20 protein-coding genes and 4 tRNA genes are annotated in these 25,959 nt (G+C 42.5%); 17 read left to right on the forward strand and 7 right to left on the reverse strand.

The window, feature by feature from the left end:
* The first annotated feature begins 65 nt into the window (after positions 1–65).
* Positions 66–2,612 carry a cytochrome c biogenesis protein CcsA gene (gene ccsA, locus C0V77_RS21315; RefSeq protein ID WP_101728416.1) on the forward strand — a complete coding sequence of 849 codons (2,547 nt, stop codon included), beginning with the start codon at positions 66–68 and terminating at the stop codon, positions 2,610–2,612.
* 131 nt (positions 2,613–2,743) lie between these two features.
* Positions 2,744–4,453 carry a T9SS type A sorting domain-containing protein gene (locus tag C0V77_RS21320; RefSeq protein ID WP_101728417.1) on the forward strand — a complete coding sequence of 570 codons (1,710 nt, stop codon included), beginning with the start codon at positions 2,744–2,746 and terminating at the stop codon, positions 4,451–4,453.
* Here C0V77_RS21320 and C0V77_RS21325 read toward each other — a convergent pair.
* Positions 4,450–6,096: a M1 family metallopeptidase gene (locus tag C0V77_RS21325; RefSeq protein WP_101728442.1), complete on the reverse strand. Its 1,647-nt coding sequence runs from the start codon at positions 6,094–6,096 to the stop codon at positions 4,450–4,452. The genes C0V77_RS21320 and C0V77_RS21325 overlap by 4 nt on opposite strands.
* Before the next feature lie 221 nt (positions 6,097–6,317).
* On the opposite strand from C0V77_RS21325, the gene C0V77_RS21330 reads away from it, so the two are divergent.
* Positions 6,318–7,568 (forward strand): MFS transporter, encoded by a 1,251-nt coding sequence (locus C0V77_RS21330; protein ID WP_101728418.1) that lies wholly within the window; start codon positions 6,318–6,320, stop codon positions 7,566–7,568.
* A gap of 75 nt (positions 7,569–7,643) precedes the next feature.
* Here C0V77_RS21330 and greA read toward each other — a convergent pair whose 3' ends face one another.
* Complete coding sequence (greA, locus tag C0V77_RS21335; RefSeq protein WP_101728419.1) at positions 7,644–8,120, reverse strand: transcription elongation factor GreA; 477 nt, start codon at positions 8,118–8,120, stop codon at positions 7,644–7,646.
* Between the two features lie 251 nt (positions 8,121–8,371).
* Here greA and fmt point away from each other — a divergent pair, with 251 nt between their 5' ends.
* From fmt to C0V77_RS21350, 3 genes are all read left to right on the forward strand, one after another.
* Positions 8,372–9,283, forward strand: coding sequence for a methionyl-tRNA formyltransferase (gene fmt, locus C0V77_RS21340; protein ID WP_229236344.1), 912 nt, complete (start codon positions 8,372–8,374; stop codon positions 9,281–9,283).
* A 109-nt stretch (positions 9,284–9,392) separates the two neighbouring features.
* On the forward strand, positions 9,393–10,904 hold the full coding sequence (locus C0V77_RS21345) for a S10 family peptidase (RefSeq protein ID WP_101728420.1): 1,512 nt from the start codon (positions 9,393–9,395) through the stop codon (positions 10,902–10,904).
* Between the two features lie 121 nt (positions 10,905–11,025).
* Positions 11,026–11,463, forward strand: a complete 438-nt coding sequence (locus tag C0V77_RS21350; protein WP_101728421.1) for an NUDIX domain-containing protein — start codon at positions 11,026–11,028, stop codon at positions 11,461–11,463.
* On the opposite strand, the gene C0V77_RS21355 is transcribed toward C0V77_RS21350, so the two are convergent.
* Positions 11,460–12,650: an MFS transporter gene (locus tag C0V77_RS21355; RefSeq protein WP_101728422.1), complete on the reverse strand. Its 1,191-nt coding sequence runs from the start codon at positions 12,648–12,650 to the stop codon at positions 11,460–11,462. The genes C0V77_RS21350 and C0V77_RS21355 overlap by 4 nt on opposite strands.
* A gap of 271 nt (positions 12,651–12,921) precedes the next feature.
* Here C0V77_RS21355 and C0V77_RS21360 point away from each other — a divergent pair, with 271 nt between their 5' ends.
* The gene (locus C0V77_RS21360; protein WP_101728423.1) at positions 12,922–13,869 is read left to right on the forward strand and encodes a hypothetical protein; all 948 of its coding nucleotides are present in this window, start codon (positions 12,922–12,924) and stop codon (positions 13,867–13,869) included.
* A 102-nt stretch (positions 13,870–13,971) separates the two neighbouring features.
* On the opposite strand, the gene C0V77_RS21365 is transcribed toward C0V77_RS21360, so the two are convergent.
* Positions 13,972–14,042: transfer RNA gene (locus C0V77_RS21365), tRNA-Cys, on the reverse strand.
* Between the two features lie 263 nt (positions 14,043–14,305).
* Here C0V77_RS21365 and C0V77_RS21370 point away from each other — a divergent pair.
* The 8 genes from C0V77_RS21370 (at position 14,306) to C0V77_RS21405 (ending at position 20,459) form a co-directional block, all read left to right on the forward strand.
* The gene (locus tag C0V77_RS21370) at positions 14,306–14,860 is read left to right on the forward strand and encodes an RNA polymerase sigma factor (protein WP_101728424.1); all 555 of its coding nucleotides are present in this window, start codon (positions 14,306–14,308) and stop codon (positions 14,858–14,860) included.
* Positions 14,861–14,922: 62 nt separating this feature from the next.
* Positions 14,923–15,816, forward strand: coding sequence for a hypothetical protein (locus tag C0V77_RS21375; protein WP_143706154.1), 894 nt, complete (start codon positions 14,923–14,925; stop codon positions 15,814–15,816).
* Between the two features lie 47 nt (positions 15,817–15,863).
* Complete coding sequence (locus tag C0V77_RS21380) at positions 15,864–16,907, forward strand: outer membrane beta-barrel protein (protein WP_101728426.1); 1,044 nt, start codon at positions 15,864–15,866, stop codon at positions 16,905–16,907.
* 200 nt (positions 16,908–17,107) lie between these two features.
* Positions 17,108–17,193: transfer RNA gene (locus tag C0V77_RS21385), tRNA-Tyr, on the forward strand.
* A 41-nt stretch (positions 17,194–17,234) separates the two neighbouring features.
* Positions 17,235–17,307: transfer RNA gene (locus C0V77_RS21390), tRNA-Gly, on the forward strand.
* An 84-nt stretch (positions 17,308–17,391) separates the two neighbouring features.
* A tRNA-Thr gene (locus C0V77_RS21395) sits at positions 17,392–17,463 on the forward strand.
* Between the two features lie 362 nt (positions 17,464–17,825).
* A complete protein-coding gene (gene tuf, locus C0V77_RS21400) occupies positions 17,826–19,013 on the forward strand; it encodes an elongation factor Tu (RefSeq protein WP_101728427.1) in 1,188 nt (395 codons plus the stop codon).
* Between the two features lie 201 nt (positions 19,014–19,214).
* Complete coding sequence (locus tag C0V77_RS21405; RefSeq protein ID WP_101728428.1) at positions 19,215–20,459, forward strand: TCR/Tet family MFS transporter; 1,245 nt, start codon at positions 19,215–19,217, stop codon at positions 20,457–20,459.
* Here the strand turns inward: C0V77_RS21405 and C0V77_RS21410 are convergent.
* A complete protein-coding gene (locus C0V77_RS21410; RefSeq protein WP_101728429.1) occupies positions 20,449–21,114 on the reverse strand; it encodes a CBS domain-containing protein in 666 nt (221 codons plus the stop codon). The genes C0V77_RS21405 and C0V77_RS21410 overlap by 11 nt on opposite strands.
* 53 nt (positions 21,115–21,167) lie before the next feature.
* On the reverse strand, positions 21,168–21,941 hold the full coding sequence (locus C0V77_RS21415) for an alpha/beta fold hydrolase (RefSeq protein ID WP_101728430.1): 774 nt from the start codon (positions 21,939–21,941) through the stop codon (positions 21,168–21,170).
* Between the two features lie 277 nt (positions 21,942–22,218).
* Here C0V77_RS21415 and C0V77_RS21420 point away from each other — a divergent pair, with 277 nt between their 5' ends.
* Both C0V77_RS21420 and C0V77_RS21425 read left to right on the forward strand, forming a co-directional pair.
* The gene (locus tag C0V77_RS21420) at positions 22,219–23,781 is read left to right on the forward strand and encodes an ADP-ribosylglycohydrolase family protein (RefSeq protein ID WP_101728431.1); all 1,563 of its coding nucleotides are present in this window, start codon (positions 22,219–22,221) and stop codon (positions 23,779–23,781) included.
* 75 nt (positions 23,782–23,856) lie between these two features.
* Complete coding sequence (locus C0V77_RS21425) at positions 23,857–24,582, forward strand: hypothetical protein (protein WP_101728432.1); 726 nt, start codon at positions 23,857–23,859, stop codon at positions 24,580–24,582.
* Positions 24,583–24,652: 70 nt separating this feature from the next.
* Here the strand turns inward: C0V77_RS21425 and C0V77_RS21430 are convergent, their stop codons facing one another.
* On the reverse strand, positions 24,653–25,123 hold the full coding sequence (locus C0V77_RS21430; RefSeq protein ID WP_101728433.1) for a low affinity iron permease family protein: 471 nt from the start codon (positions 25,121–25,123) through the stop codon (positions 24,653–24,655).
* Positions 25,124–25,959: the final 836 nt, after the last annotated feature.

Consider the following 25,959-nt stretch of genomic DNA (forward strand, 5'->3'; position numbering starts at 1 on the left):
TCAGGTAATAATGCCGTTTACGGCGGCTACCGGAAATCAATTTTCAAATTTAGTTTATCAATTTTATGTTAAGATCATATTTAGGAAGTATAGGGCATTTGTCCATTATTGTCGCGTTTGTTGCTGCCTTAGTTTCTACATATGCATATTGGCAGGCAAGCCGCCAGACTACACAGGGTACTAAAACTGTTATTGACGACTGGCTGAAATTTGCCCGCAGGGCATTTTATGTGCATACGGTGGCAGTAATAACGGTTTGCGCCACTTTGCTGGGTATTATTCTGAACCATTATTTTGAATATCATTACGCCTGGGACAACGCCTCGCTGAGCCTACCTGTTGACTACGCCATTTCTTGTTTCTGGCAAGACCAGGAGGGAAGTTTCCTGTTGTGGATGTTCTGGAATGTATTGGTAGGGGTAGTGCTTATAAACACAACCCTTAGAAAAAGTAAAGGACTGGAAGCCCCGACCATGACTATCTTTACACTGGTAGAGGCTTTTCTGGCATCAATGATTCTAGGGGTAGTTATTTTTGGTGAGTTTAAGGTAGGAAGTTCTCCTTTTCTTACACTGAAGGAGTCTATGCCTAATATTCCAATCTGGAAAACCAACCCGGATTTTGTGCCGAAAGACGGTAGCGGTCTGAATCCGCTTCTGCAAAACTACTGGATGGTTATACACCCACCCACTACTTTCCTGGGGTTTGCGCTGGCACTTGTACCTTTTGCTTTTTGTATGGCAGGCTTGTGGCGCAAGCAATTTACAGAGTGGGCCAAGCCTGCATTACCCTGGACACTCGTGGCTACGGTTGTACTTGGCACTGGTATAATGATGGGGGGTATATGGGCCTACGAAACCCTTAACTTTGAAGGTTACTGGAACTGGGACCCCGTAGAAAATGCGGTTTATGTTCCCTGGCTGATATTAGTGGCTAGTTTTCATACCATGATGTTGGCCCGCCGCAACAGTTCTGCATTGAAATACACCATTATACTGGTTATAGCTCAATATGTTTTGATACTGTATTCAACGTTTCTGGCCAGAAGCGGAGTGTTGGGTAATGCATCCGTACACTCTTTTACTGACCTGGGCTTGTCTGGCCAATTATTGTTATATCTGTTTACTTTTATTATTGCGGCCGTAGTTTTATCGGCTATCCGTTGGAAACACCTGCCGAAAGATGAAAAAGAGATTTCTACGTTCTCGCGTGAGTTCTGGATTTTCATGGGGGTGTTAATGATCGCCTTGTCGGCGTTTCAGGTAATTGTTACAACTTCTATTCCTGTATATAATAAAATCGGCGAGGCATTTGGTGTAAAACTCAATATGGCGCTGCCAACCAATCAGGTAGAGCATTACACGCGTTTCCAGATGTGGTTTTTTGTGGTAATAACCATTCTTACAGGTATAGCGCAGTTTTTCTGGTGGAAACGTGTAAAAAAAGAGAGCCTGTCAAAGCTGCTTAACCCGCTTATTATTACGCTGCTGCTGTCGGCACTGATTATTACTTTTGCCAAGGTTAATAACTGGCAGTATATCATCGTGCTTACGGCTGCACTTTTTAGTGTGGTAGCTAATATGAGTATCCTTACCGATATTCTGAAAGGTAAGTTTAGTGTAGCCGGTGGCGCCATAGCACACATAGGTATTGCCCTGATGCTGATAGGTATCCTGTTTTCGTCGGCCTATTCTAAAATTATTTCATTAAACTTTTCAGGTGCCGAGATTTTTCAGGGCAACGATAAAGAAAACAAAGAAAATGCTCTGCTTTGGCTGAATAGACCTACAGAGTTTAGCGATTTCTCGTTTACCTACAAAGGCCAGTTTGTTGATGTAAGGAAAGTGCCGGGTTATATTGAGAAGAAGTATATCTTACCTGTGCCGGGCAGTAATTTTAAAGGCATTGCCCGTGCCGACGTTGTGGATGGTGACAAGACTTTCTATCATCGTGGAGACACACTTGAATATGAAGCCGAGAATACGTATTATCAGGTAGAATATAAAAACAAAGACGGCAAAACGTTTAATCTGTATCCTCGTTTTCAGATTAATGAAAAAATGGGTAATGTGGCGTCTCCGGATATTAAAAAATTCTGGAATAAAGATATCTACACGCATGTACGCTTTGTAACTTTAGACGAAGATAGAGAGTGGAGCGTACCTGAGGAGTTCACCGTAGCAGTGGGCGATACTTTTTTTGTGAATGACTATGTGGCCATTCTTGAAAATGTTGAGGGTGTAAATGAGGTAGACGGCATGAAACTGAGCCAGGGCGATGCCGCCGCCAGAGCCATTGTAAAAGTGCTTGACAGAAACGTTGCTATAACTATGCGCCCGGTTTTTGCTATCCGAAACCGTGAGATATGGAGCAAGCCTGAAGTAAATACCGAAATGGGTTTGCGCATGCAACTAACCAAAATTGACCCGGCAACCGGGCAGTTTAGCTTTTCGGTAAGCAGGGGGCAGCGTGAGTTTATTGTTTTGAAAGCCCTGGAGAAACCTCATATCAACTTGTTGTGGTTTGGCTTCCTGCTGGTTATTGCAGGGGTTGTTCTTTCGGCAATCAGGCGATTCAGGCTCAAGGGCGCCGATGCGGCATCTGAAATTTGAATAAAACCTATGGCCTGAAAGTACGTAATCGGGCTACTGAATATTTGTGTATGACTACCTGTAAATTGCTATAGGTAGTCATTATTTTTTTATACCTTCGGTTATGTTTAATAACACTCGCAAAGTTAAATATGCTTAGATTTTTGTTTTGTTTATGGGCCTTTCAGACCTGGGCGCAGATTCCGACCAAAAGCTGGCGGACACACAACAACTATGTGAATCTGAAAGGGGTAGAAGTGGTAGAAAAGAAGGTGTTTGCTTTTTCGGGCAATGGCTTCTTTTACTACGATAAACTTAACAGGAAGGCCATTAAATTATCTAAAGCAGATGGTCTGGCAGAAGCAAATCCTACACAGATAAGATATAGCCCTACCCTTAAAACGCTATTGGTGGCGTATGAAAACGGCAACCTTGACTTAATAAAAATGGATGCCGACGGCTTGCCTGCTAAAATTGAAAACATAAACTTCATTAAAAACACCGGTACTATTCAGACCGCCAAACGTATTAATGCCATTGAGTTTAAGGGCGACTTTGCGTATCTGGCCACTGACTTTGGCCTGGTGGTTCTGGATGTTGGAAAGGCCGAAATAAAAGAAACTTACCAGAACCTGGGTAGCGGAGGAAAAGAATTGGGCATGGAACAAATCTTGTTTGCACGCGACAGCATTTTTGTACTTACTTCTGACGGTATTCTGGGAGCCAGATATGCCGCCGATGTGAATCTGCAATTTTATGGTAACTGGAGGCCAGTAACCAATAACCAGTTGTTTGTACCAAAAGCCTATCCTGCCGACCCTCTGATTGTTAATCCTGTTGAAATGGAAACAGATGCAGAGGGCATGCTCTGGATTGCTGACGCTGAAAACGGGCTGGTGAGTAATTGGGAGGGTAATTTCAGGCGTTATTCGCCCAACGGTATTACCGGGCAACTCAACGACGTTTTTTATTCAGGCTCAAAGATTTTTGCCCCTGCTGCCACGATTGGTAATGTATTTGATAACCAAACCTGGAATACACTGCCCCTGAATCAGTTACCTGTTTACACCGAAGATATAACAGATGCTTACGGGTTTAGGTGGTACATCGTACCAAACGGTGTAAGGGTAGCAGATAATGCCACCCAGCAAACACGCTTATATACAGTGGGCAGAAACGCGGGGAACCTGCCCAATAGCAAAGTTAATACGCTTGCTATTGACAGGGATGGCGTGGTCTGGATTGGTACGAACGACGGAATTGCAGCGGTAATAACAGCAAGAGATGTTTTTTCAAGACCGGTAGATGCCTATACTCCTTTTAATAGTGCGGGTAGAAGAATTTTACTGCAGGAAACCATAAACAAAATAGTAGTGGATGGTGGCAACAGAAAATGGATTGGTACTAATAACGGGCTCAGTTTATTTAACCCCTCGGTTGATGAGTTGATTCAGCATTTTACTGAAGAAAACAGCCCTTTACCGGCCAAAGAAATAACCGGTTTAAGTATCGACACCAAAACGGGAGAGGTTTTTGTTTTAACCGCAAAGGGTTTGCTTTCTTATCAGACCGATGCTACAGAACCTGAAGAAAATTTTAGTTCTGTGAGCATCTATCCTAATCCTATCCGGCCTGATTTTCAGGGCGTATTAACCATTTCAGGCCTTAAAGAAAACAGCGTGGTGAAAATTACCGATGCGGCTGGCCGTTTGCTTTACGAAACGAAATCAAATGGAGGTACGGCCTCATGGAATCTGACAGATTCGTCAGTCAGCCGTACTGTGTCCGGTGTATATATGGTTTTCAGCATCGCTGCCGATGGCTCTGAAAGTTATGTAGGTAAACTGGCTGTGGTGCGTTAGTTTACCTTGTTAATGGCAACATAAAAGTTATTGTCCAGCGCAATGTCGCTTACATTGCTTTTATCTAAGGTCTTCCAACTGGTGGCAGGATAAATAAAATCCATTGGTCCGTTATCAACAGACACTTTCACGGGCATATCAAAGCCTTCAATACAATTCCCCCATCTGTAAGATAACCTGCCGTTTTCAATTTTATATTCAAGCGCCGGAACCCGGATGTCTCGCAGGTATTGGTCAAAAACTTTACTGAAGTTTTTACCGCTGCTTTGGCTTACAAAATCTTCAATCTGTCTGGTAGTTACGGTCTGGTGATAGAACGTCTTGTTTAATCCACGCAGCACCTGTCTCCATTTTTCATCATCGTTTACTATCTGGCGCAAAGTATGCAGCATGTTTCCGCCTTTGTAGTACATATCGCCCGAGCCACCATTATTTACGCCATAAGTGCCTATAATGGGCGATTTGTTTTCGATGTTTTTACGGCAGCCAATCACATAAGCTGCGCCGGCTTCTTTGCCAAAGTAGTATTCGGTAAACAGGTTTTCTGAGTAGTTGGTAAAACTCTCATGAATCCACATATCGGCAATATCTTTGTAAGTAATATTATTGGCAAACCATTCATGGCCCGACTCATGCACTATAATAAAATCCCATTTTAACCCCCAGCCTGTGCCAGATAAGTCTCTGCCCAGATACCCGTTTTTATATTTATTACCATAGGTAACCGAGCTTTGATGCTCCATACCCAGATAAGGTACTTCAACCAGTTTATAGCCGTCTTCATAGAAAGGGTAAGGCCCAAACCAGTGCTCAAATGCCTTCAGCATCATGGGCACCTGTTTAAAATGTTCCTTTGCTTTCTCAAGGTTTTCGGGCAATACGTAATAGTCAAGGGTCAGTTCACCCTTTTCACCCTTAAATGTATCATTAAAATGAGTATAGTTACCGATATTCATGTTGATACCGTAGTTGTTAATAGGGTTTTTAACAAACCACTCAAACGTTTTGGTGCCATCGGTATTGTGAACTACCCTGCGGAGGCGGCCGTTAGAGATGTCTTTCAGTTTTTCAGGTACGGTTATGGCAATCAGCATACTGTCGCATTCGTCATACATGTGGTCTTTGTTCGGCCACCAAGCACTGGCACCCAGACCCTGGCAAGACGTAGCCACGTAGTCGTTGCCATCAGCATCTTTTACCCACTGCACGCCGCCATCCCAAGGTGGGCGTCTTGCTACAATAGGTTTGCCCGAATAATGTACTACAATAGATTCATTTTTGCCTTTTACCTGCTTTTTGGTCAGGTTAATCATGTAGGCATTATGGCCGTCTACCTTAAAAGTCAGCTCTTTGCCGTCTTGTGTTACTTTGTCAACCTTTAGCGGAGGTTGCAGGTCAATCTGTATTACCTTGTGCGGTTTTAGCACTTCATACATAACAGTAGTACTGCCCGACAAGTATTTTTCGGTGGGGTTCACACTGATTCTCAGTTCGTAGTATTTTAAATCCCACCAGCTGCGCTCTGGCGTAATGCTTCCACGGAGGGTGTCGTCACGGCTGAACTCTTTTTTCTGAAATTGCCCTTTGGCAGCAATAAATAACAGTAAGTTGATAGAGAGAAGTGTTGTTTTTAACAATTTCATATTCATAAATTTCGATTAGCCAAAGTTAGTCTAAAATATTTACTTTGAATAAAACGGGTTCATAAAATCAGCAATTGAGCGCCGTTTGGCTTAAAATCAAAAAAGTATTGGCTGATATCAAAACTGTTTCGGGCTAAAAATTGTAATAAAATAAGCGTAAATAATCAGCAATTTAAAAGGTCGAATACACCAATGGGTGTTATGCCTCATTTTAAATAAACATGAAACAAGCAAAGGACCCTTATGCCGCCCTCCGGTACCCGGAGTTCAGATACTTTATTACGGCTCAGTTTATATTTACAGTTGCCATTCTGGTACAGGAGGTGGTAGTAAGTTATTACCTGTATGAAATAACACACGACCCCCTTTCGCTTGGTTTGATTGGCCTTTTTGAGGCAATTCCGTATATATCGCTGGCTTTGTTTGGGGGTTACTTTGCCGACCGCAAAGATAAGCGAACCATCATTCAGGTTTGTTATACCATTATTATGATGTGCTCATTGCTTTTGCTATGGGTAACTCATCCTTCTACCGACCACGGATTCAGCCTGGCTCAGCAAAAAAACTTTATTTATCTTACGGTTTTCTTTCTGGGTGTAGCCCGAGGGTTTTACGGCCCGGCTTGGTCTTCATTGAAGCCGTTTCTGGTTCCGGCCGAACACTATTCAAACTCGGCCTCATGGAGCAGCCAGTTCTGGCAGACAGGCTCTATTCTGGGGCCGGCTTCAGCCGGGTTTTTGTATAGCTGGCTTGGGCTAACTAATGTTTTGATACTGGTATTACTTCTTTTTTTGACTGCTTTCATTTTTGTTTCGCGCATCTCAAAAAAGGGTATCCAGAATATAGAGAAGCAGGCTGATGTTTTCAAAAGCCTGAAAGAAGGCATCAGTTTTGTAACCCGGAACAGAATACTCTTTTACGCCATTATGCTGGATATGTTTTCGGTGCTGTTTGGGGGCGTGGTGGCTATTCTGCCGGTATTTGCCAAGGATATTCTGCACGTTGGTGCACAGGGTTTGGGCATTATGCGTGCCGCGCCCGGTTTAGGTGCGGTGCTTACTATGTTGGGTACGGCGTATTTTCCGCCCACACGCAAAGCCTGGCGCAATATGCTGATAGCTGTAACCGGTTTCGGGCTTGCCACATTGGTATTTGCGGTGTCAACCAGTTTCTGGTTATCAGTAGGGGCATTATTTCTTACTGGTGCTTTTGACAGCGTTAGTGTGGTTATAAGACAGACAATTCTGCAGGTTTTACCGCCAGACCACATGCGCGGGCGTGTTAATTCGGTAAGTGGTATATTTGTCAGTTGTTCTAATGAACTCGGGGCTTTTGAGTCGGGGCTATTGACCAAATTTATCGGGGCAGTGCCTACTGTTATATTTGGAGGAGTAATGACGCTGGTTGTAGTGGGTACTTTACTTACTCGCTCAAAAGAACTTTTTGCAGTGAAGCTGGAGAAAAGCGCTTGATGATGCCTTAAAATAGCGAAGGCCATCTATAAGAATGGCCTTTCACTAGTAAGCTATAAAGTAAAGATTTTTGTTCTATTGTCTGCTGATTTCCAGTACTTCAACCTCAACTAATCCGGCTGGCGCCTGAATCTGCGCCATTTCACCTACTTTTTTACCGAACAAACCTTTTCCGAAAGGTGAGTTTACTGAAATCTTACCTTGTTTCAAATCAGCTTCTTCTTCCGACACCAGCGTGTAGGTCATCAAAGCGCCATTTTTCTTATTTTTTATTTTTACTTTAGACAACAACGAAACTTTAGAGGTGTCGATAGTTGACTCATCAAGGATACGTGCATTGGCCATCAATTCTTCCAGCTTCGAAATCTCCATCTCCATCAGGCCCTGAGCGTCTTTTGCCGCGTCATATTCCGCATTTTCAGATAAGTCGCCTTTATCACGAGCCTCGGCAATCTGGCGTGCAATATCCGCTCTGCCTTTGGTTTTAAGATCCTGAAGTTTATTTTTAAGGTTATTGTACCCTTCTTCTGTGTAATACTGGATTTTTGACATATCGCTTATAAATTTAAAAACCCCTTTGTTCTGAGGGGTAGACAAAAAAAGAACGGCGAAAATTCGACCGTTCCTGATAAATTTTTGAATTTTATCAAAGAAACTACCTGAATTTTACTCGAAAAAATACTTTATTTGCTCGACTTTGGTTCATTTGTGTAATTTAGATAACAAAGGTACAAAGATTTTTTTAATTGATGTATTTTTGATACTACATATTTGATACCATGTAACTATACAACAGATAAAATATGAGAATAGTTTTTATGGGTACGCCAGATTTTGCAGTGGCGAGTTTAAGGAAGCTGATAGAGAACGGATGTGAAGTAGTAGCGGTGGTAACAGCCCCCGATAAGCCGTCGGGCAGGGGCTTGGAAATGAACGAAACACCTGTGAAAAAATATGCGGTGTCGCAGAATGTACCTGTTTTGCAACCTGAAAAGCTAAAGAATCCTGAGTTTCTGGAGCAGCTAAGAAATTTCAATGCAGATTTGCAGGTGGTGGTGGCTTTCAGAATGCTGCCAGAAGTGGTTTGGAATATGCCACCCAAGGGTACTTTTAATTTGCATGGTTCTATACTGCCGCAGTACAGAGGCGCTGCGCCGATTAACTGGGCAGTTATTAACGGCGATACCGTAACAGGCGTAACCACTTTCTTTATAAAACAGGAAATTGACACAGGTAATATTATTTTTGTAGACAAGGAACCGATTTATCCGCACGATAACGCCGGAACAGTTCATGACAGGCTGATGGAACGAGGCGCCGACCTGGTATTAAAAACAGTTAAAGCAATTGAGATTGGAGATTATCCGCAATTGCCGCAGCATTCAGATGATGAACTACGCCCCGCACCCAAAATATTTAAAGAAACCTGTGAGATTAACTGGAGCCAGCCAGCAGAGAAAGTACAGAATTTTATTCGTGGGTTATCGCCGTATCCGGCCGCATGGACAACCCTTGCAGGTAAAACCTGCAAAGTATATCTTTCTGAAATGACAGATACCGACGCGCCTGATTTGGAGGCCGGAGGAATGCAGACCGATAACAAGACTTTTCTGGCTTTTAAATGTGCCGATAAACTGTTGCGTATTAAAGAACTACAATTGGAAGGTAAAAAAAGAATGAACGTAGAAGACTTTCTGAGAGGTTTCAGGCTTTAAGTGGGTCTTATTTCTTACCGCATGGCAATTGTTTTCTTTTTTGTATCTACTTTTTAGCCTGATTTATTAATTTTTATATTTTTGCTTTCAGACAATTACCCAGACATACATGAACAAACTAAGATATACTATTTTATTAGTAGGGCTTGGCCTGGCCGCCCTGGGCCAGACACCGGAAAAAAAAGCTGACGAAAAACCGGCTGCTGCTCAGGTTGTGCCACCACCGGTTGAAACCAAAGGCCAGGTAGTTATTGGCGGGCAAACCATTAATTATACTGCGCGCACCGGCTACATGGTTGTAAAAGATGAAAACGGGAAGCCAAAAGCTAATGTGTTCTTTGTTGCCTACACTAAAGATGGGGTAACAGACTTGTCTAAACGTCCGGTTACTTATACTTTTAACGGAGGCCCCGGTTCAGCTTCGGTTTGGTTGCACATGGGTTGCATAGGCCCTAAAAGAATACCCATGAGCGACAAAGGAGAGTCTCTTGCTCCGCCATATTCGTATATCAATAATGAGTACAGCTGGTTAGATAAGACTGATTTGGTGTTTATTGACCCTGTAAACACAGGCTATAGCCGCGCCGCGCAGGGCGAAAACGAACGCCAATTTCTGGGTTATGTAGAAGACATAGAATCGGTAGGGGAGTTTATCCGGCTGCATGCTACTAAATATGGTCGTTGGGCTTCGCCCAAGTTTCTGGCCGGCGAGAGCTACGGCACTACCCGTGCAGCAGGTTTATCGGGGTATCTGCAAGACAAATACAATATGTATATCAATGGCGTAGCTTTGATATCGTCCATCCTCAATTTCCAGACTGCCCTTTTTGATAAGGGAAACGATTTGCCTTTCGAGCTTTTCTTACCAACGTATACCGCAATGGCTTGGTATCATAAGAAGATAGCGCCGGAGTATCAGGGCGACTTACAGAAGACCTTACGCGAGGTTGAGAAGTTTGTGCTGAACGATTACGCAACTGTATTAATGAAGGGCGATTTAGCCAGTGATGCCGAAAAAAATATGGTAACTGATAAACTGAGCAGGTTTACGGGGTTATCTGAAGAATTTATAAAAAATGCCAATAACAGGATTGACATCTTTCGTTTTGTAAAAGAGTTGCTGCGTGACGATGGTAAAACAGCCGGGCGACTGGATGGCCGCTTTACCGGAATTGATTATGATAACGCCGGAGAAAGATATGAGTTTGACCCCAGCCTTGATGCCACAATCTCGGGCCCTTATTCGGGTACCATTAATCAGTATTTACGGCAGGAACTGAAATACGAAAACGATATACCCTACCTGATTCTGACGGGCCGTGTTCAACCCTGGAACTACAATAACGTGCAGAACAAATACCTGAACGTAAGCGAAACGCTACGCCAGGCTATGGCCAAGAATCCGTACCTGAAGGTATGGGTAGCCGCCGGGTATTATGACCTGGCCACGCCCTATTTTGCTGCTGAATATACTTTTAACCACATGATGCTACGCCCCGAACAAAAGAAAAATGTAAGTTTTACGTATTTTGAGGCCGGACACATGATGTATATCCACAAAGAATCGTTAATAAAACTAAAAAAAGACGCAGACAAGTTTTACGAAACTGCATTGAAATAAATAGTAACCTATTAGATTCGTGATGATGATATTATGAATGGTGAATTGATTACCCGTTATTCGCTAATTTACCATTCACTAATTCATCATCTTAGAAAAATCCACTTTGAGTTGAATAGCTATGAAAATCAGACCGGCTGTTGTCATTCTAGAAGATGATAAGTTATTAACCATGCATTACCAGTATGGAGGACAGGACGTGTTTAATTTACCGGGGGGTAATCTGGAGTATGGAGAAATGCTCACCACTGCACTTGAGCGCGAGCTGGAAGAAGAGCTGGGCATTAAAGCACAGATAGGCGAGCTGCTAATGGTAGGAGAGGTGCATTTTTCAGAGCATCAGAAGCAATGTATCCATTTTATTTTTGAGGGAAAAATTACGGCAGGCACACCAGCGCTAAACCCCGAGCATACCTCGGCCATCGACATCAGGTGGGTTGATATTGCAGACCTGGGCACCCTGCATCTGTATCCCAACGTAAGTGCCAGCCTTCAAACGCATCTGGCAGGCAAACTTACCGATAAATACGTTGGTAAGCTTGAACAGACCTGGTTTTAGAATGCCTCCTTCATACGGCGTACCTTACCTGTAAACAAATAACCGAAAGCCAGAATGGCAAGCCCGCCCATGATAAGAAAAGCATAGGACATACGATAAAGCTGATTCTGGTAAATTTCGGCAGAAAGAAAAGCGCCCAGACCAATGCCTGCTTCCATACATATATACATGGTAGCAAGGGCGCGTCCGCGGTTGTGTTCATCGCACAAATCGATTGTCCATGCCTGCAAAATAGGAGACAGCACCCCCTGTGCCATACCAAAGAAAACAGCCGCAATTACAAACAGATAAATGTTATGCGCAAATGCCGTGAACCCCATGGCAATTATGAGTGCAAAACAGCCCCAGCGCAGCACTGGCACACGGCCGTTTTTATCAGATATTCTACCGGCCATAAAACGTATAAATAAAGAGGCCAGGGTATATACCAGAAAATACAGCCCTTTATTGTGCAGCCCGATACTTTTGCTGAGATCGGGCGATAGCGTGGCAATGGCTCCGAAGCTGAAAGACGTCAGAAATATAACAACAGCCGCCGGAAGCACCATCTCATCAAAAATATCACTTTGCGTAATTTTCAATGTTTTTAAACTGAGTTTTTCCTGCTGGTTTACAGGCAGGGTTTCTTTCATGTTGTATAAAATAGCAATGGATATAAGCGCAAACATAGACGATACATAAAACAAGACATTCATAGAAAAGGTATCGGCTATCCAGCTGCCAAGTGCGGGGCCAAAGGCCATCCCGAAACTGCTCATCAACCCGTGCATACCCATTGCTTCTCCTCTTCTTGATGCCGGTACAATATCTGCAATATAGGCAGCAGTGCCTGTTGGCTTAAAGCCGGTAGAGAACCCGTGCGCTAATCGTAAAAACAAAAAAGGCATAACAGATGTAACCAACGGATAAAAGAATCCGCATACGAAACAAACCAGCGAGCCAAAGGCCATTACAGGTACCCGGCCGATGCGGTCGGTAAGCCGGCCGCTGAAAGGCCTTGAAAACCCGGCCGTTAAGGTAAAAAGACTAATGATAAGACCCTTGTACTCTGCACCACCCAGTTTTGAGAGGTAATCGGGTAGCTCGGGAATAAGCATATTGAAGCTCGCAAAGAAGACCAGTGAACTGATACACAAAAGCCAGTATTGAAAAGAGAAGATACTTTCAGATTCAGATTGTTGTTCCATTCTACAAAAGTAAAGTATCGTTTCGGGCATTTGCAAACTAAACTTTGTTTCTAAATATCATTCAGTAATAAAGTGCAATTTTTTGCAATCAGTACCGAAATGGTTGATGGTCAGGCACTCACGAATTTTAATAAGGCGCGTGCAACCATTTTTAGTGGGGTGTTCGTCATTGCTTCAGAGACGAAAACTTTAACCTGGCTGAATAACTGATTATGGTAAAAAGTGTACACTTATCTGCATTTGTTCACTATTTAAATTTCACAGAAAACCGATGAAAAATTACTCTTTAAAATTGGGTGCAATTGCTTTGGCAATGGGCATGGTAGTTAGTTGTACCAAAGAGTCTGACACCAATTCACTTACACCGGATGCGCAGTCGGCAGTGATAGCCGATAATCAGACAATTCAGGACGAGTCGGAAGATGCTTATGATCTGATAGACGACATAACATTTTTGCCATTTGGTGGGCGCAATTTCCGTGAGACGGGTGGCCCGGATGGTGGTAAACCGGGTGGGGGGCATTTCCCGATATTGGGTATAGGCTGGGATAAGCCCTGGAAAGGCAAATTTGATAATTGCGCTGAAGTAACCAAAACTGTGGCCGACAATAAAATTACCATTGTGTTTGACTACACGGCGGAGGCCGGTGGCGTGTGCAAAGATAAAGAGGTAGGAGGTAAGTTAACGATTACCATGCCGGTAAAACCAGACTCCGGCTTTACGGGTACCCTAACCAGAACCGTAACTTATGAAAACCTGAAACGTGATACACTGGTATTGAATGGTACACATACCATTACTACCACTTTGGCCAGTGGAAAAGCCACTGCCGACGAGAAAATGGCCAATGTGTCTATCACCAATACCAATACAAGCAAGGTAATTACTTACACAAGCACTAAAAAACGCGTGGTTGATAACAAAGGAACCGCCAGCAAAGAAGATGACGAGTTTCAGACGACGGGTTCAACCACAGCCAAAGCCAGCGATGGTACCCAGTTTACGTCTACCATAACCAAAGCACTGGTTGTGAAACATTCGTGCAATAATGCCAAGGGATTCCCGGTTAGTGGAACCATCGAAATTAAACCGTTCTCGGGGGATACTAAAACCGTTGATTACGGAGACGGCACCTGTGATCTGAAATATACAGTAACCGTTAACGGAGTGACAGAGGAGAAAGAGAGAACAAAACCAACAAAGGGAAAAAAAGGTTAGTAATACGTTTAAATATGTCGGAAAGTGTTGCCTGATTTTGGCAACACTTTTTTTTATGCCACAAAAAAAGCACCTTTTTGAGGTGCTTTTTTTGAATTTTTGAGGTCCCGAGCGGATTCGAACCGCTGTAGAAGCTTTTGCAGAGCTCTGCCTAGCCACTCGGCCACAGGACCTTTTGGGAGTGCAAAAGTACAAGCATTGAACTAAACTCCCAAAGAAATCTGAAAAAAAACTTTATTTAATTAAACCGGCTGCGTTTATTACTAATCAGCAGGCGGTTCATTCGTCCATAAATAAGTTTGGAATGCTTTTGCCCAGTCTGTTGTTTTGCAAATACACAGCAGCAAAAAAATATTTTAGGCTTTGCAATATTTTTTTGTTCTGCACGCAACCCTTTCAATAGTTTTTTGCATCTTGCTTTTGAACGTATGATTTTATGACCAGAATTTTATCTTTATTCACTAACGAATACGACCTCGCAAAGGCGGTACAGCGGCAGGATCCGAAAGCACAGACTCGGCTATACGAGAAATTTGCTTCTAAGATGCTGGCAGTTTGTAATCGGTATGTCGGAGATAAAATGGAGGCTGAAGACGTAATGATTGAAGGGTTTATGAAAATTTTTGATAAGATAGACCAATTTACGTTTCAGGGAAGTTTTGAGGGTTGGGTTAGAAGAATCATGATTAACGAGGCGCTGATGTATGTGCGCAGCAAAAAAATGATTTCTGTTGAGCTTGAGTATGCCATAGAAGAACCCAGCGCGTCGGCGTTTAGCACAAACCTGGAGGCTGAAGATTTAATGCGGCTGATTGACCAGTTACCCGATGGCTATAAAATGGTTTTTAACCTCTATGCCATTGAGGGCTATAATCATCAGGAAATAGGCGAGCTGTTGGGTATTTCAGAAGGTACCTCCAAGTCGCAGCTAAGCCGGGCGAGAGCCATTTTGCAGAGTAAATTATTGAAAGTAGAAAAAAGTGTTGTTTAATATTTCCCCTTTCAGGGCGTGCCGACGAATCGGCCGGGGATATGAAAATATCAGTTATAAAAATGAAGAAACATCCAATTGACGAACTTTTTGCCAGAAAACTGGCCGAGCATCGCCAGGAACCCTCTCAGAAAGCATTTGAGAAATTTCAGGCGCGTTTGCAGGAAAAACAAACCAAACGTCGCGGTGGAGTTTTTGCAATCAACCGCAACTGGGCATACTATGCCGCAGCAGCTGGTGTGGTGGCAGTACTTACCATAGGTGTTCTATCACAAAACAATACCCCGGGCACCAACCTGGTGGCCAATAATACCAGTACTAAAAAAGTTGAGGCAATTAAGCAGCCAGCAGCGCCGGAAGTGAAGGAGAACGAGGCATTAATTGCCCGTGCAGAAAACAACACCCCTGAGCTTGGCAGACAGGCAACGGCCGGCAAAATTACCGTTGCACAGATCAAACCCGCCACAACCAATAAAGAAACGTTAAAACTGCCAGCCTCAGATGACAAAGTGATAATAGATACACCGCAGGCAGCGGATGCACTGGCTAGTAATGCTAAAGATGAACTGAAACCTTTGCCTTTAGAAACGCTCGCCGGTAAAAATACAATTGCTCTTAAAGAGAAACCTGCATCGGCTGCTTCAAAGTATCATCTGGGCGAATCTGTAACACTCATTGTTACACCTATTGAAGATAACTCGCTTGCCGCACGGAACGAAAGCAACAATGCACTGGCAGAAGAAAAGGCCGAAAAAGATAAATCTTTCCTTGCCAAATTGTATGGCGAATACAAAAACTTTAAATACGGTGAAAAAGTAGACTTAAAAAGAATAGGCGTAAAAGATGCGGTAGCTCGTGTAGATGAAGGTTTGTTTAAAGAAGAGCGGGAAGACGTAAGGGATTTTGTGCAACGCCGTATAGTAAGAATGCAGAAAAGAGAAGAAGATTTCAGATAATTAATAGAAACCCGTTTGAGCAGAAAAATTTAATTAGCAACAAAATAATGAAAAGAATTGGACTAATCCTCTTGATATTATTAGGAGGCCTCTCGGTAAAGGCAGCTTTTAAGCAAGATACCACCATAGTAGAGTTTACAGATAAGGGTGTAAAGAAACGGGTAACGGTTTATACCTCGGGCAATAAAGATTTTGAATTACCACGCAATCTTAATCTGGAGAATGTATTGAAAACCCTGGGGGTAGATTCAGCAGAAAGAAGAAGAACAATAGCGCTGCTTGAACAGAACAACGCTAAGCAGGATACTTTGGTAATTGCGGCAGCAGATGGCAGAAGCGTGAAAATTATAACCAGCGATGCCGGCGACTTGAGCAGAAAAGACAAAGAAGACAATGACCACTGGAGCAGGTCTGATAAAAGAGATAATGAAGAAGAAAAAAGTAACGAGACCAGAACCTGGTCTTCAAAGCCTGAAAAGAAAAGCAGCAATAGCAGGTTTTTTTCGAAGTCAGACTTTGGAATATATCTGGGCTTGAATAACTGGGCTAATGGGCCTTCAACGGTGCCTGATTTGCAAACCTGGGGGTCGCGCTTTGTGGCATTATCTTTCCAGAGAAATGCCACGCTTATTAATGGCAAGCAGGTAGATTTTGCTATCAGTTACGGCCCAGAGATTGCCTGGAACAATTTTATGTTTGAAGGTAACAACTATATTGATAACAGCACCGGGAAGATAGAATTTTTCAAATCGGCCAAAGACCTCAATAAAAGTAAATTGGTGGTAACCAGCCTTAATTTGCCCATTATGTTCAATTTCGGTTTTGAAGAGGCTAAATTTAAAATAGGCTTGGGTGGCTATGTCGGGTATAGAGTAGGTAGTTACCGTAAGTTGAAGTACAGCGACAGCAGCAAGAAAGAAATTGATAAAGATAACTATGGCCTGAACGATTTTAGGTATGGTCTGGTGGCAGAGATTGGCAAGCGCAGAGGTATTACCTTCTTTGGCCGATACGATATGGGTGAGTTGTTTAAGAGCAGCCAGGAAAATGCGTCAGGCCTACAGGCCTGGACAATCGGTATCAGACTGTAATTTTTTCAACAAAAAAAGGGTGAAAACGTGTGAGTTTTCGCCCTTTTTTGGGTTTTAAGTAATGGGTCGAAAAAAAAATAAAAAAGAATTGATTTTTTTTGGGGGTGAATATTTGACAATTAAAAAAAAGAATATAATTTTGCACTCCCATTCGGACAGAATGTTCTTTGTTAAGGGTTCCGGGTGGCAATAAAAATTATGGGGGTGTACCAGAGTGGCCAAATGGGGCAGACTGTAAATCTGCTAGCTTACGCTTACGGTGGTTCGAATCCATCCGCCCCCACCATAATTAATCGTGAATTCCGAATCACGAATTATTGAAATTAAGCGGGAGTAGCTCATTTGGTAGAGCGATAGCCTTCCAAGCTATAGGTGGCGGGTTCGAGACCCGTCTCCCGCTCGAAAGCGATAGACGATTCAAGTTTTAGGTGGCGGCGGTTCGGTCGTTAACGATTCGAGACCCGTCTCCCGCTCGATAACAAAAGCCTTCGTAGCTCAGTGGTAGAGCACTTCCTTGGTAAGGAAGAGGTCGGCAGTTCAATCCTGCTTGAAGGCTCTAACTTTGAAATGAGTGGTTCTTGGTAAGGAAGAGGTTGGCAGCGGCAGTCGTTACTGTTCAATCCTGCTTGAAGGCTCTAACTTTGAAAAGAGCATTTTTTGTTTAGGAAAAGTTTACACGAGTAAATTCTAGACTGTCTTATATTGAATGCTCGAATTCCAAAAGATAGTTCTTTCCTCAAGAAAAGTAAATCAGTAAAATCAGGATATGAGTTGCGGAAATCTGGTTTACAATTTAAAATAAGAGTTTTCTTCCATACGCGGGAAACTTGGCAAGTACAAAAACTGTTCTGCAAGAAGGCTCATCAAAGTGAAAATTAATTAATTTGTAATAAATCTAATATTTAGACTTCAATAATCATGGCAAAAGAGAATTTTGACCGTAGCAAGCCTCACGTAAACATTGGTACTATTGGTCACGTTGACCACGGTAAAACAACATTGACAGCTGCCATCACAAAGGTGCTTTCTGAGAAAGGATTGGCAGATAAAAGAGATTTCTCATCTATTGACAACGCCCCGGAAGAAAAAGAGCGTGGTATCACTATCAATACAGCGCACGTAGAATATCAAACAGTTAATCGTCACTATGCTCACGTTGACTGTCCTGGTCACGCTGACTACGTGAAAAACATGGTAACTGGTGCTGCTCAGATGGATGGTGCTATTCTTGTAGTAGCTGCAACTGATGGACCTATGCCACAAACCCGTGAGCACATCCTTCTTGCCCGTCAGGTAGGTGTACCTCAATTGGTTGTGTTCATGAACAAAGTTGACATGGTAGATGACCCTGAGTTATTGGAACTTGTTGAAATGGAGATCCGTGACTTGTTGTCATTCTATAAATACGATGGCGATAATATCCCAGTAATTCAAGGTTCAGCTCTTGGTGGTTTGAACGGAGAGCCTAAATGGGTTGCTACTATCGAACAATTGATGGAAGCAGTTGATACATTCATTCCACTTCCAGCTCGTGCAACTGACAAACCATTCTTGATGCCGGTTGAAGACGTGTTCTCAATCACTGGTCGTGGTACTGTTGCAACTGGTCGTATTGAAACTGGTGTAATCAACTCTGGTGAGCCTGTTGAAATTCTTGGTATGGGTGCAGAAGGCTTGAAATCAGTTGTAACTGGTGTAGAGATGTTCCGTAAAATCCTTGACCGTGGTGAAGCTGGTGATAACGTTGGTCTATTGCTTCGTGGTATTGAGAAAACCGATATCAAACGTGGTATGGTTATCTGTAAACCAGGTTCGGTTAAACCACATGCTCACTTCAAAGCTGAGGTTTATGTATTGAGCAAAGAAGAAGGTGGTCGTCACACGCCATTCTTTAACAAATACCGTCCACAGTTCTATTTCCGTACAACTGACGTAACAGGTGAAATTACTCTACCTGCAGGTGTGGAAATGGTTATGCCTGGCGATAACATCACTATCGAAGTGAAATTGATCAATGCCATTGCAATGGATAAAGGTCTTCGTTTCGCGATTCGTGAAGGTGGTCGTACAGTAGGTGCTGGTCAGGTAACTGAAATTATTTCTTGATTTTAATTAAGCAGAAATATAGAAGAGCGCTTCCGCAAGGGAGCGCTCTTTGTTTTTTAAAAACACTCCAAGCTGTATTGGCTATACCCCGGCAGTTTAGAAACATATTAAATTGTCTTAATATTGATATAAATTTCAGGTAGCAGAGCGGTTTTATCTTTGAAAATCAATTATTTTGCACAAAACTTACCAAACTGAACTATGTCTGTCAAAAGAAGTGCTGCCACCTCGTTTGTGCTCATTACTGTTTTAATTGATTCCATCGGATTTGGTGTAATTATCCCCGTTTTGCCAAGGTTGATTTCAGAATTGGCACATGTGGATATCAGCGGCGCTGCCCGATACGGCGGCTGGCTTTTTGCGGCTTATTCGGTTATGCAGTTTCTGTTTTCGCCGGTAATGGGGGGCTTAAGCGATCAATACGGGCGTCGGCCTGTGTTGCTGGCCTCTTTATTTGGCTTTGGGCTTGACTACCTGTTGCTGGTATTTGCCCCAAATATAGGGTGGTTGTTTGTAGGCAGAATCATTGCAGGCGTAATGGGTGCAAGTTTTACAACCGCAGCCGCCTACATGGCCGACATCAGTACGCCTGACAAACGTGCGCAGAATTTTGGTATGATTGGTGCCGCATTTGGTTTAGGATTTATTATAGGGCCGTCTATCGGGGGTTTTGTAAGTCACCTGGGTACACGCGCACCGTTCATGGTTGCAGGCGGGCTTACTATTCTGAACTGGCTGTATGGATATTTTGTATTGCCGGAGTCGCTCAGCATTGAAAACCGTAGGAAATTTAACTGGAAACGGGCTAACCCTATTGGCGCTTTAATGAGTATTCGCCGGTTTCCGATGATTACCGGATTGGTTGGCGCTTTATTCCTTGTGTATATATCTAATTTTTCAACGCAGGGAACCTGGACCTATTTTACCAAAGAAAAGTTTAACTGGACAGAGCAGGAAGTTGGGTTTTCTCTTACATTTATCGGGGTAATGATAGCTTTTGTACAGGGCTTTCTTACGCGCCTGGTAATTCCTAAACTGGGTACCAGAAATGCTATCTATGTAGGTTTTGCCTTTTCAATATTTGGTTCGGTAGCGTATTGTTTTGCCAATGAGGGCTGGATGGTTTATGCCATTATGGTGCCTTTTGCACTCGGGGGGCTGGCCGGGCCTGCTATGCAGGGAATTATTTCAGGCCAGGTGCCTCCAAATGAACAAGGTGAATTGCAGGGTTCACTCACCAGCCTCAACAGTGTGGCTTCTATTATTGGCCCTGTTTTAATGACGGGTCTGTTCTACAGGTTTACTGAAAAGGGCGCACCGGTGTATTTTCCGGGAGTGCCGTTTCTGGCCGCGGCAATTCTGACCACCATCAGTCTGATATTGATTATAAAAACGCTAAGAAAGCATACTACAAAAGTAGAACAGGCAGAGTCAATTAAACACTAAGGTATTTCATCAGCATATCGTAACGTTCCTGTTCAATGCTGTCTATGGGTTCATGCGCGTAGGCTCCTTCAACCATGTAGCCAAAACGCTCAAGTGTAGCAACAATTGAAGAAATATTCTTTCTGTTTATTTTCAGGGTAAGTTTTGACGCGTTTTCTTCGCCGAATTCGCTGCCGTTAAAATAACTGCTCAGGATTTTGGCATTGTCTGACTCCACCAGCCGGCTGATTTCTGCCAGAGAATAGTCTCTGTTTTTTATGGCAATTACCAGCACGGCTCCGGGTTCCTGAACGCCAAGTAATTCGCCGAAGCGGTTATATATTTCAGTTGCGGTAATTGCGCCGGTAAACACTTTGTCTTCATCTACCACGCCTAATATCTGCAACTGAAATTTTGAAATTAAACTCAGTGCTTCATAAAGATGTTGGTCATCAAAAATGTAAGCTTCGGTATATTGGGGCATTACTTCCGATATCGCCAGTTCTTCATCGTAGTTCAGTAAAATGTCTTCGCTTAAAATGCCCTGATATTGTTCATTATCAACAACCACCAGTTGGCTTATACGATTCTCCTCCATCCAGCTCAAAGCATCACCCACCGTGTCGGTAAGTTTTAGGATGGGTAATTCGTGGTTGATAATTTGAGCAGCCGTCATTCTTTTTAGTTTTTAGTATAATCCCGCGGGCGGTAAGATAACATCTTAAACTACTATGCCAGCACGGGTTCCTGAATTTTGTCGAGGAAAAGGCCCAGGTAATGATTAAATTCCTGAGGGCGTTCCATCATCGGGGCATGACAACATTTGTCAATAAAATATAACTCCGAGTTTTCTAGTAACTGGTTAAATTCAAAACCTACATGGGGTGGGGTTATGGTATCGTTCAATCCCCATATCAGGCAGGTTTGTACTTTAATGTTTGGTATTTCTTTAGCCATATTATGGCGCTGTGCTGACTTGGCAATCTGCACAATATTCATACATTTCGGAATACTTGATGTAATCTCAAAGCACTCGTCAATCAGTTCTTTAGTTGCAGTTTTAGGGTCATAGAATGTATAGGCTACGCGTTCACGAATGTAGTCATAGCTACCTCTCTTCGGGAAAGACCCGCCCATGGTGTTTTCAAAAAGACCCGAGCTTCCGGTCAATACCAGTGCTTTTACGGTTTCCTGATGTGCAAGGGTATATAAAAGACCCACATGGCCGCCTAACGAATTACCCAATAAAATGATATTATTCAGTTGCTTGAATGCGATAAACCTTTCAATGAATGCCTGCAAACCTTCCAGACTTGCCTCACGCATGGGCATATCATAGATAGGCATAACCGGTATTACTATTCTGCAACGATGTCTGAAACCCTCAATAACATCGTCAAAGTTACTCAATGCGCCAAACAAGCCATGTAAAATAAGCAGGGTATCTCCACTACCTTCATCAATATATTTAAACTCTCCCTCTTGTTGTACCTGATAATTCATCTTAATCGTTAATAATTCTTTAGTGAGATTTAACAAAGCCTTAATTACTGAAATACTTCTATATTTGTGCTTTCTAACAACAAATTAGTGCTTTAAAATTGAATTTTCAAAACTTTTATATCATTAACGAAAAACAATGCTTAAAAGTTTGGTAGTGGCATTTTCTGTATGCCTGCATACCATTAAACCCTGCTGCGCTTTAGAATACTGGCAGGGGTAAAGTAACCCGTTTATTGAAACATCTGAAACAGAATCTATTCAAAACCGATTAAGACCTATGAAAAAAGCAATCTTCTATCTTGTGCTATGCCTCAGTTTGTCGGCTCAGGCGCAGCAAAAGTTTTTTACAATCAGCAAAGAGCTACTGCAAGACAAAATTAAAGGTGGCTGGGCAGGCCAGACCATCGGCGTTACCTTTGGTGGCCCCATGGAGTTCAGATACAATGGTACTATTATTAATGAGTATCAGCCCATACCCTGGTATGATGGCTACCTGAGAAAAACCATGATTGAAAACCCGGGGCTTTATGATGACCTGTATATGGATTTAACCTTTGTGGATGTGCTTGAAAAAGAAGGGCTGGATGCTCCGGTTGAATCTCATGCCAAAGCCTATGCCAATGCAGGTTATGCTTTATGGCATGCCAATCAGGCCGGGCGCTACAATATATTACATCAGATTATGCCTCCGCGGTCTGGTCATTGGTTACATAATCCGCATGCCGATTGTATCGATTATCAGATAGAATGCGATTTCGCCGGGCTGATGTCACCCGGCATGCCCAATACAGCATCGAAAATCTCAGACAGAATAGGCCATATCATGAACTACGGCGACGGCTGGTATGGGGGCGTTTTTCTGGGTGCCTGTTATACTCTGGCTTTTACGTCTAATAACATTGAGTATATAATTAATGAGGCATTGAAAACAATTCCGAAGCAAAGCGAGTATTATAAATGTATAGCTGATGTAATAAAATACTACAAGTTGTATCCGAACGACTGGAAAAAAACCTGGTATGCCTTGCAGGAGCGGTGGTCTGACGATGTGGGGTGTCCTGATGGCGTTTATACACCTTTTAATATTGATGCCAAGTTGAATTCGGCCTATGTAGTACTGGGTTTACTTTATGGTAAAGGTGATTTTACCAAAACTATAGAAATAACCACCCGCTGCGGGCAAGATGCCGACTGTAATCCATCTTCTGCCTGTGGAATACTGGGAACCATGCTGGGGTATTCTAAAATACCGGCTTACTGGAAGTTGGGGCTGAAAGATGCAGAAGATATAGATTTTAAATATACCACCATATCGTTGAATGACGTTTACGGAATTGGCATGAAGCATGCCCTGCAGAATATAGAACGCAACGGCGGTAAGGTATCTGGCACGCAGGTAAGTATTCTTTTGCAAAAGCCTGAGGTAGTAAGGTTTGAACAGAGTTTTGAAAATACGTATCCGGTCGATAAAATATTTGTTTACCAAAGCCTGAAAGATGAATACAGTTTTGATTTTGAAGGTACGGGCGTAGTAATAAAAGGTGTTGCCGAGAAGAAAGATCAGACAACAAAAGACTTAGTATTAAACACAGAAATTTATATTGATGGCAAACTGATGGAAACGGTTGAGATGCCGACGGAATTCAGAACCCGCAGGCATGAGCTTTTCTGGAATTATGAGTTGCCTAAAGGTAAACATAAAGTGGTTGTAAAATTGCTGAACCCCTCTGTTCAGCATGATTTACGGGTGAATGACATCATTGTATATAATGATACGCCTGGCACTGAGGCGAACCAGAAAATTTACCGGTTTGGCCAACCCAAAAAATTTAAACCTTAATCAGTAATACAGGTCTATATATATAGATTAATATAAGTGAGACGTTCTATAGTAAATTAATTAATCAGACAACAAATGAAGAAAGCAGTAATCAGTATCATCGCATTTGCCGTTTCTACCAGCATAACTCTGGCGCAGACCGCCGAAGATGTTTTAGATAAGTACGTTGAAGCCACAGGGGGCAAGTCGCTCTGGGACGGCATAAGTACATATACACTTAAGCAAAGCTTTAAAAGTGGCACTGCTGCTGATTATGACATGGATGTGAAAGCCTCGCTGGCTGATGGTTCAATGTCAAAATCGAAAACTATTTTGCGACGCACATTTATATATGGTATAAAAGGAAACAGTGGTTGGTTTAAAGTGCCTTTGGGTACTGGCGATAAAGCCACCCAGTATGAAACCAAAGACCTGAATCAGAAAGAGCAGGATAACATGAAACGCGAAATTACAGAACTGATACTGCCTTTCTGGAATTATCAGAAAAAGGGCTATGTAGCTACGCTTGTTGGTACTGAAACAGTCAATGGTAAGAAGGTTAACCATGTAGAGCTAAATGGCAAGGGCGTAAAGTATAACCTTTATTTTGATCAGGCCAGTGGGTTGCTGGTAAGAAAAAAACTGACGCTTTCGCCAGCTGAAGTAATTACAGAAGATTACACCAATTACGCAACGTCGCCCTACGGTATCAAATATCCGTCTGAGGGAACATACAGCAACACCGCCGAAAAACGCTCGGTTAAGCTGACAACCAGTATTGTTTTCAACGACAACATCTCTGCTTCGGCATTTGCCCGTTAACAGCAAGTGCCAGAACAAGAAAAGCCCGCTGAATTTATCGGCGGGCTTTTCTTGTCTATATATATAGGTTTTAGTTTCGCTTTTTCTGCAGGTTCTTTTTCTCTTCGTGGGTTTCGGTGGCTTCTTCTATTGAGTGAGATATAAATGCGTCATCTTCCATCTGAGCCAGGTCGGCCAGCTTTCTGTAAAATCCTTTGGCTTTCTCAAGCTCGTCTTCTGTTAAATCCTCAATGTCTACCAGCCGGTTACTGGCCTTCTCGCTAGACGCTATCAATTCGTTAAGTTTAATCTGCAATGCAATAGTGTCTTTGTTCTGCGATTGCTGAATAATAAAAACCATCAGAAACGTGATGATGGTGGTTCCGGTGTTAATAACCAATTGCCAGGTATCAGAGAAATTGAACAGCGGGCCCGATACCGCCCAGACAATTATAATTAGCAATGCGAATAAAAAAGCATAGGGGCTTCCGGTTGCTTTGGTTACCTTTTTTGAGAACTGGCCAAACAGGCCCATTACTCCGTTATTGTTGTTGTTGTCCATGTGTTTTAAAAAGTTAATTGTAGATTTTTGAATGGAAAAAAGGAATATTTAAAAAACTGTACCACCATTTGGGTTGTAAAAAGTGCTTATAATCTTACCTGGAACTTTAATAAGGAGGTATTATTATTGCACAAAACGAAGAACTAATATAAACTTTAGGGATGGGGTAATTTATAAATAGCTGAGGATAAGGGGAGTAAGGAATAGGGATTAAAAAACTTTGGGGAAAGGCCTTGACAAAGGGTAAAAAGAGGCGTACCTTTGCAGTCCCAAAAATGGAAGAAACACTGAGCGTTACATAGCAGGAGCATAGTAAAAAGGTGGGAAACAAGGTCTTGGGGATTAGGTAAAAAAAAGAGTAAAATTAATTTGGAGATGTAGAAATAAAGTCAGACATTTGCACCCCGGTTAATTGAGAGAGAAAGAAGAGGAGGAGAGGAAAACGGGAGTTGAGAGCGAGGCGAAAAAAACTTCAAAAATAATTTGGGAATGTAAAAATAAATTCAGAATTTTGCACCCCGATTGATTGAAAAGGAGAGAAAGAAAAGGAAGAGGCGATAAGGAGAGTGAAAAAAAATATCAAAAAATATTTTTTTAATTCAAAAAAGAGCAGTAACTTTGCAGTCCGTTTCGCTTACTAAAAATTAGGAAAACGGAGAAACGAAAAGAAAAGTTCAGAGTGAAAATAAGAATTGATTAAGCGGTAGAGGAAGAAGAGAAGGAAGGGGGGGGTTAATTAGTTTAACAAGTCGGAAGGTAGTAATACTGGATGAATAAAGTTCATTAACTTGTTGAGAATGCAAATGCGAGACCTTAAGTAGTCAGGCAAACTTTGA

It is taken from the genome of Emticicia sp. TH156 (assembly GCF_002855535.1).
Lineage (GTDB): Bacteria > Bacteroidota > Bacteroidia > Cytophagales > Spirosomataceae > Emticicia > Emticicia fluvialis.

Excerpts from the sequence above, each read along its gene's own strand:
- ccsA (WP_101728416.1), top strand. The coding sequence starts at position 66 with ATGTTAAGATCATATTTAGGAAGTATAGGGCATTTGTCCATTATTGTC.
- C0V77_RS21320 (WP_101728417.1), top strand. The coding sequence starts at position 2,744 with ATGCTTAGATTTTTGTTTTGTTTATGGGCCTTTCAGACCTGGGCGCAG.
- C0V77_RS21325 (WP_101728442.1), bottom strand. The coding sequence starts at position 6,096 with ATGAAATTGTTAAAAACAACACTTCTCTCTATCAACTTACTGTTATTT.
- C0V77_RS21330 (WP_101728418.1), top strand. The coding sequence starts at position 6,318 with ATGAAACAAGCAAAGGACCCTTATGCCGCCCTCCGGTACCCGGAGTTC.
- greA (WP_101728419.1), bottom strand. The coding sequence starts at position 8,120 with ATGTCAAAAATCCAGTATTACACAGAAGAAGGGTACAATAACCTTAAA.
- fmt (WP_229236344.1), top strand. The coding sequence starts at position 8,372 with ATGAGAATAGTTTTTATGGGTACGCCAGATTTTGCAGTGGCGAGTTTA.
- C0V77_RS21345 (WP_101728420.1), top strand. The coding sequence starts at position 9,393 with ATGAACAAACTAAGATATACTATTTTATTAGTAGGGCTTGGCCTGGCC.
- C0V77_RS21350 (WP_101728421.1), top strand. The coding sequence starts at position 11,026 with ATGAAAATCAGACCGGCTGTTGTCATTCTAGAAGATGATAAGTTATTA.
- C0V77_RS21355 (WP_101728422.1), bottom strand. The coding sequence starts at position 12,650 with ATGGAACAACAATCTGAATCTGAAAGTATCTTCTCTTTTCAATACTGG.
- C0V77_RS21360 (WP_101728423.1), top strand. The coding sequence starts at position 12,922 with ATGAAAAATTACTCTTTAAAATTGGGTGCAATTGCTTTGGCAATGGGC.
- C0V77_RS21370 (WP_101728424.1), top strand. The coding sequence starts at position 14,306 with ATGACCAGAATTTTATCTTTATTCACTAACGAATACGACCTCGCAAAG.
- C0V77_RS21375 (WP_143706154.1), top strand. The coding sequence starts at position 14,923 with ATGAAGAAACATCCAATTGACGAACTTTTTGCCAGAAAACTGGCCGAG.
- C0V77_RS21380 (WP_101728426.1), top strand. The coding sequence starts at position 15,864 with ATGAAAAGAATTGGACTAATCCTCTTGATATTATTAGGAGGCCTCTCG.
- tuf (WP_101728427.1), top strand. The coding sequence starts at position 17,826 with ATGGCAAAAGAGAATTTTGACCGTAGCAAGCCTCACGTAAACATTGGT.
- C0V77_RS21405 (WP_101728428.1), top strand. The coding sequence starts at position 19,215 with ATGTCTGTCAAAAGAAGTGCTGCCACCTCGTTTGTGCTCATTACTGTT.
- C0V77_RS21410 (WP_101728429.1), bottom strand. The coding sequence starts at position 21,114 with ATGACGGCTGCTCAAATTATCAACCACGAATTACCCATCCTAAAACTT.
- C0V77_RS21415 (WP_101728430.1), bottom strand. The coding sequence starts at position 21,941 with ATGAATTATCAGGTACAACAAGAGGGAGAGTTTAAATATATTGATGAA.
- C0V77_RS21420 (WP_101728431.1), top strand. The coding sequence starts at position 22,219 with ATGAAAAAAGCAATCTTCTATCTTGTGCTATGCCTCAGTTTGTCGGCT.
- C0V77_RS21425 (WP_101728432.1), top strand. The coding sequence starts at position 23,857 with ATGAAGAAAGCAGTAATCAGTATCATCGCATTTGCCGTTTCTACCAGC.
- C0V77_RS21430 (WP_101728433.1), bottom strand. The coding sequence starts at position 25,123 with ATGGACAACAACAACAATAACGGAGTAATGGGCCTGTTTGGCCAGTTC.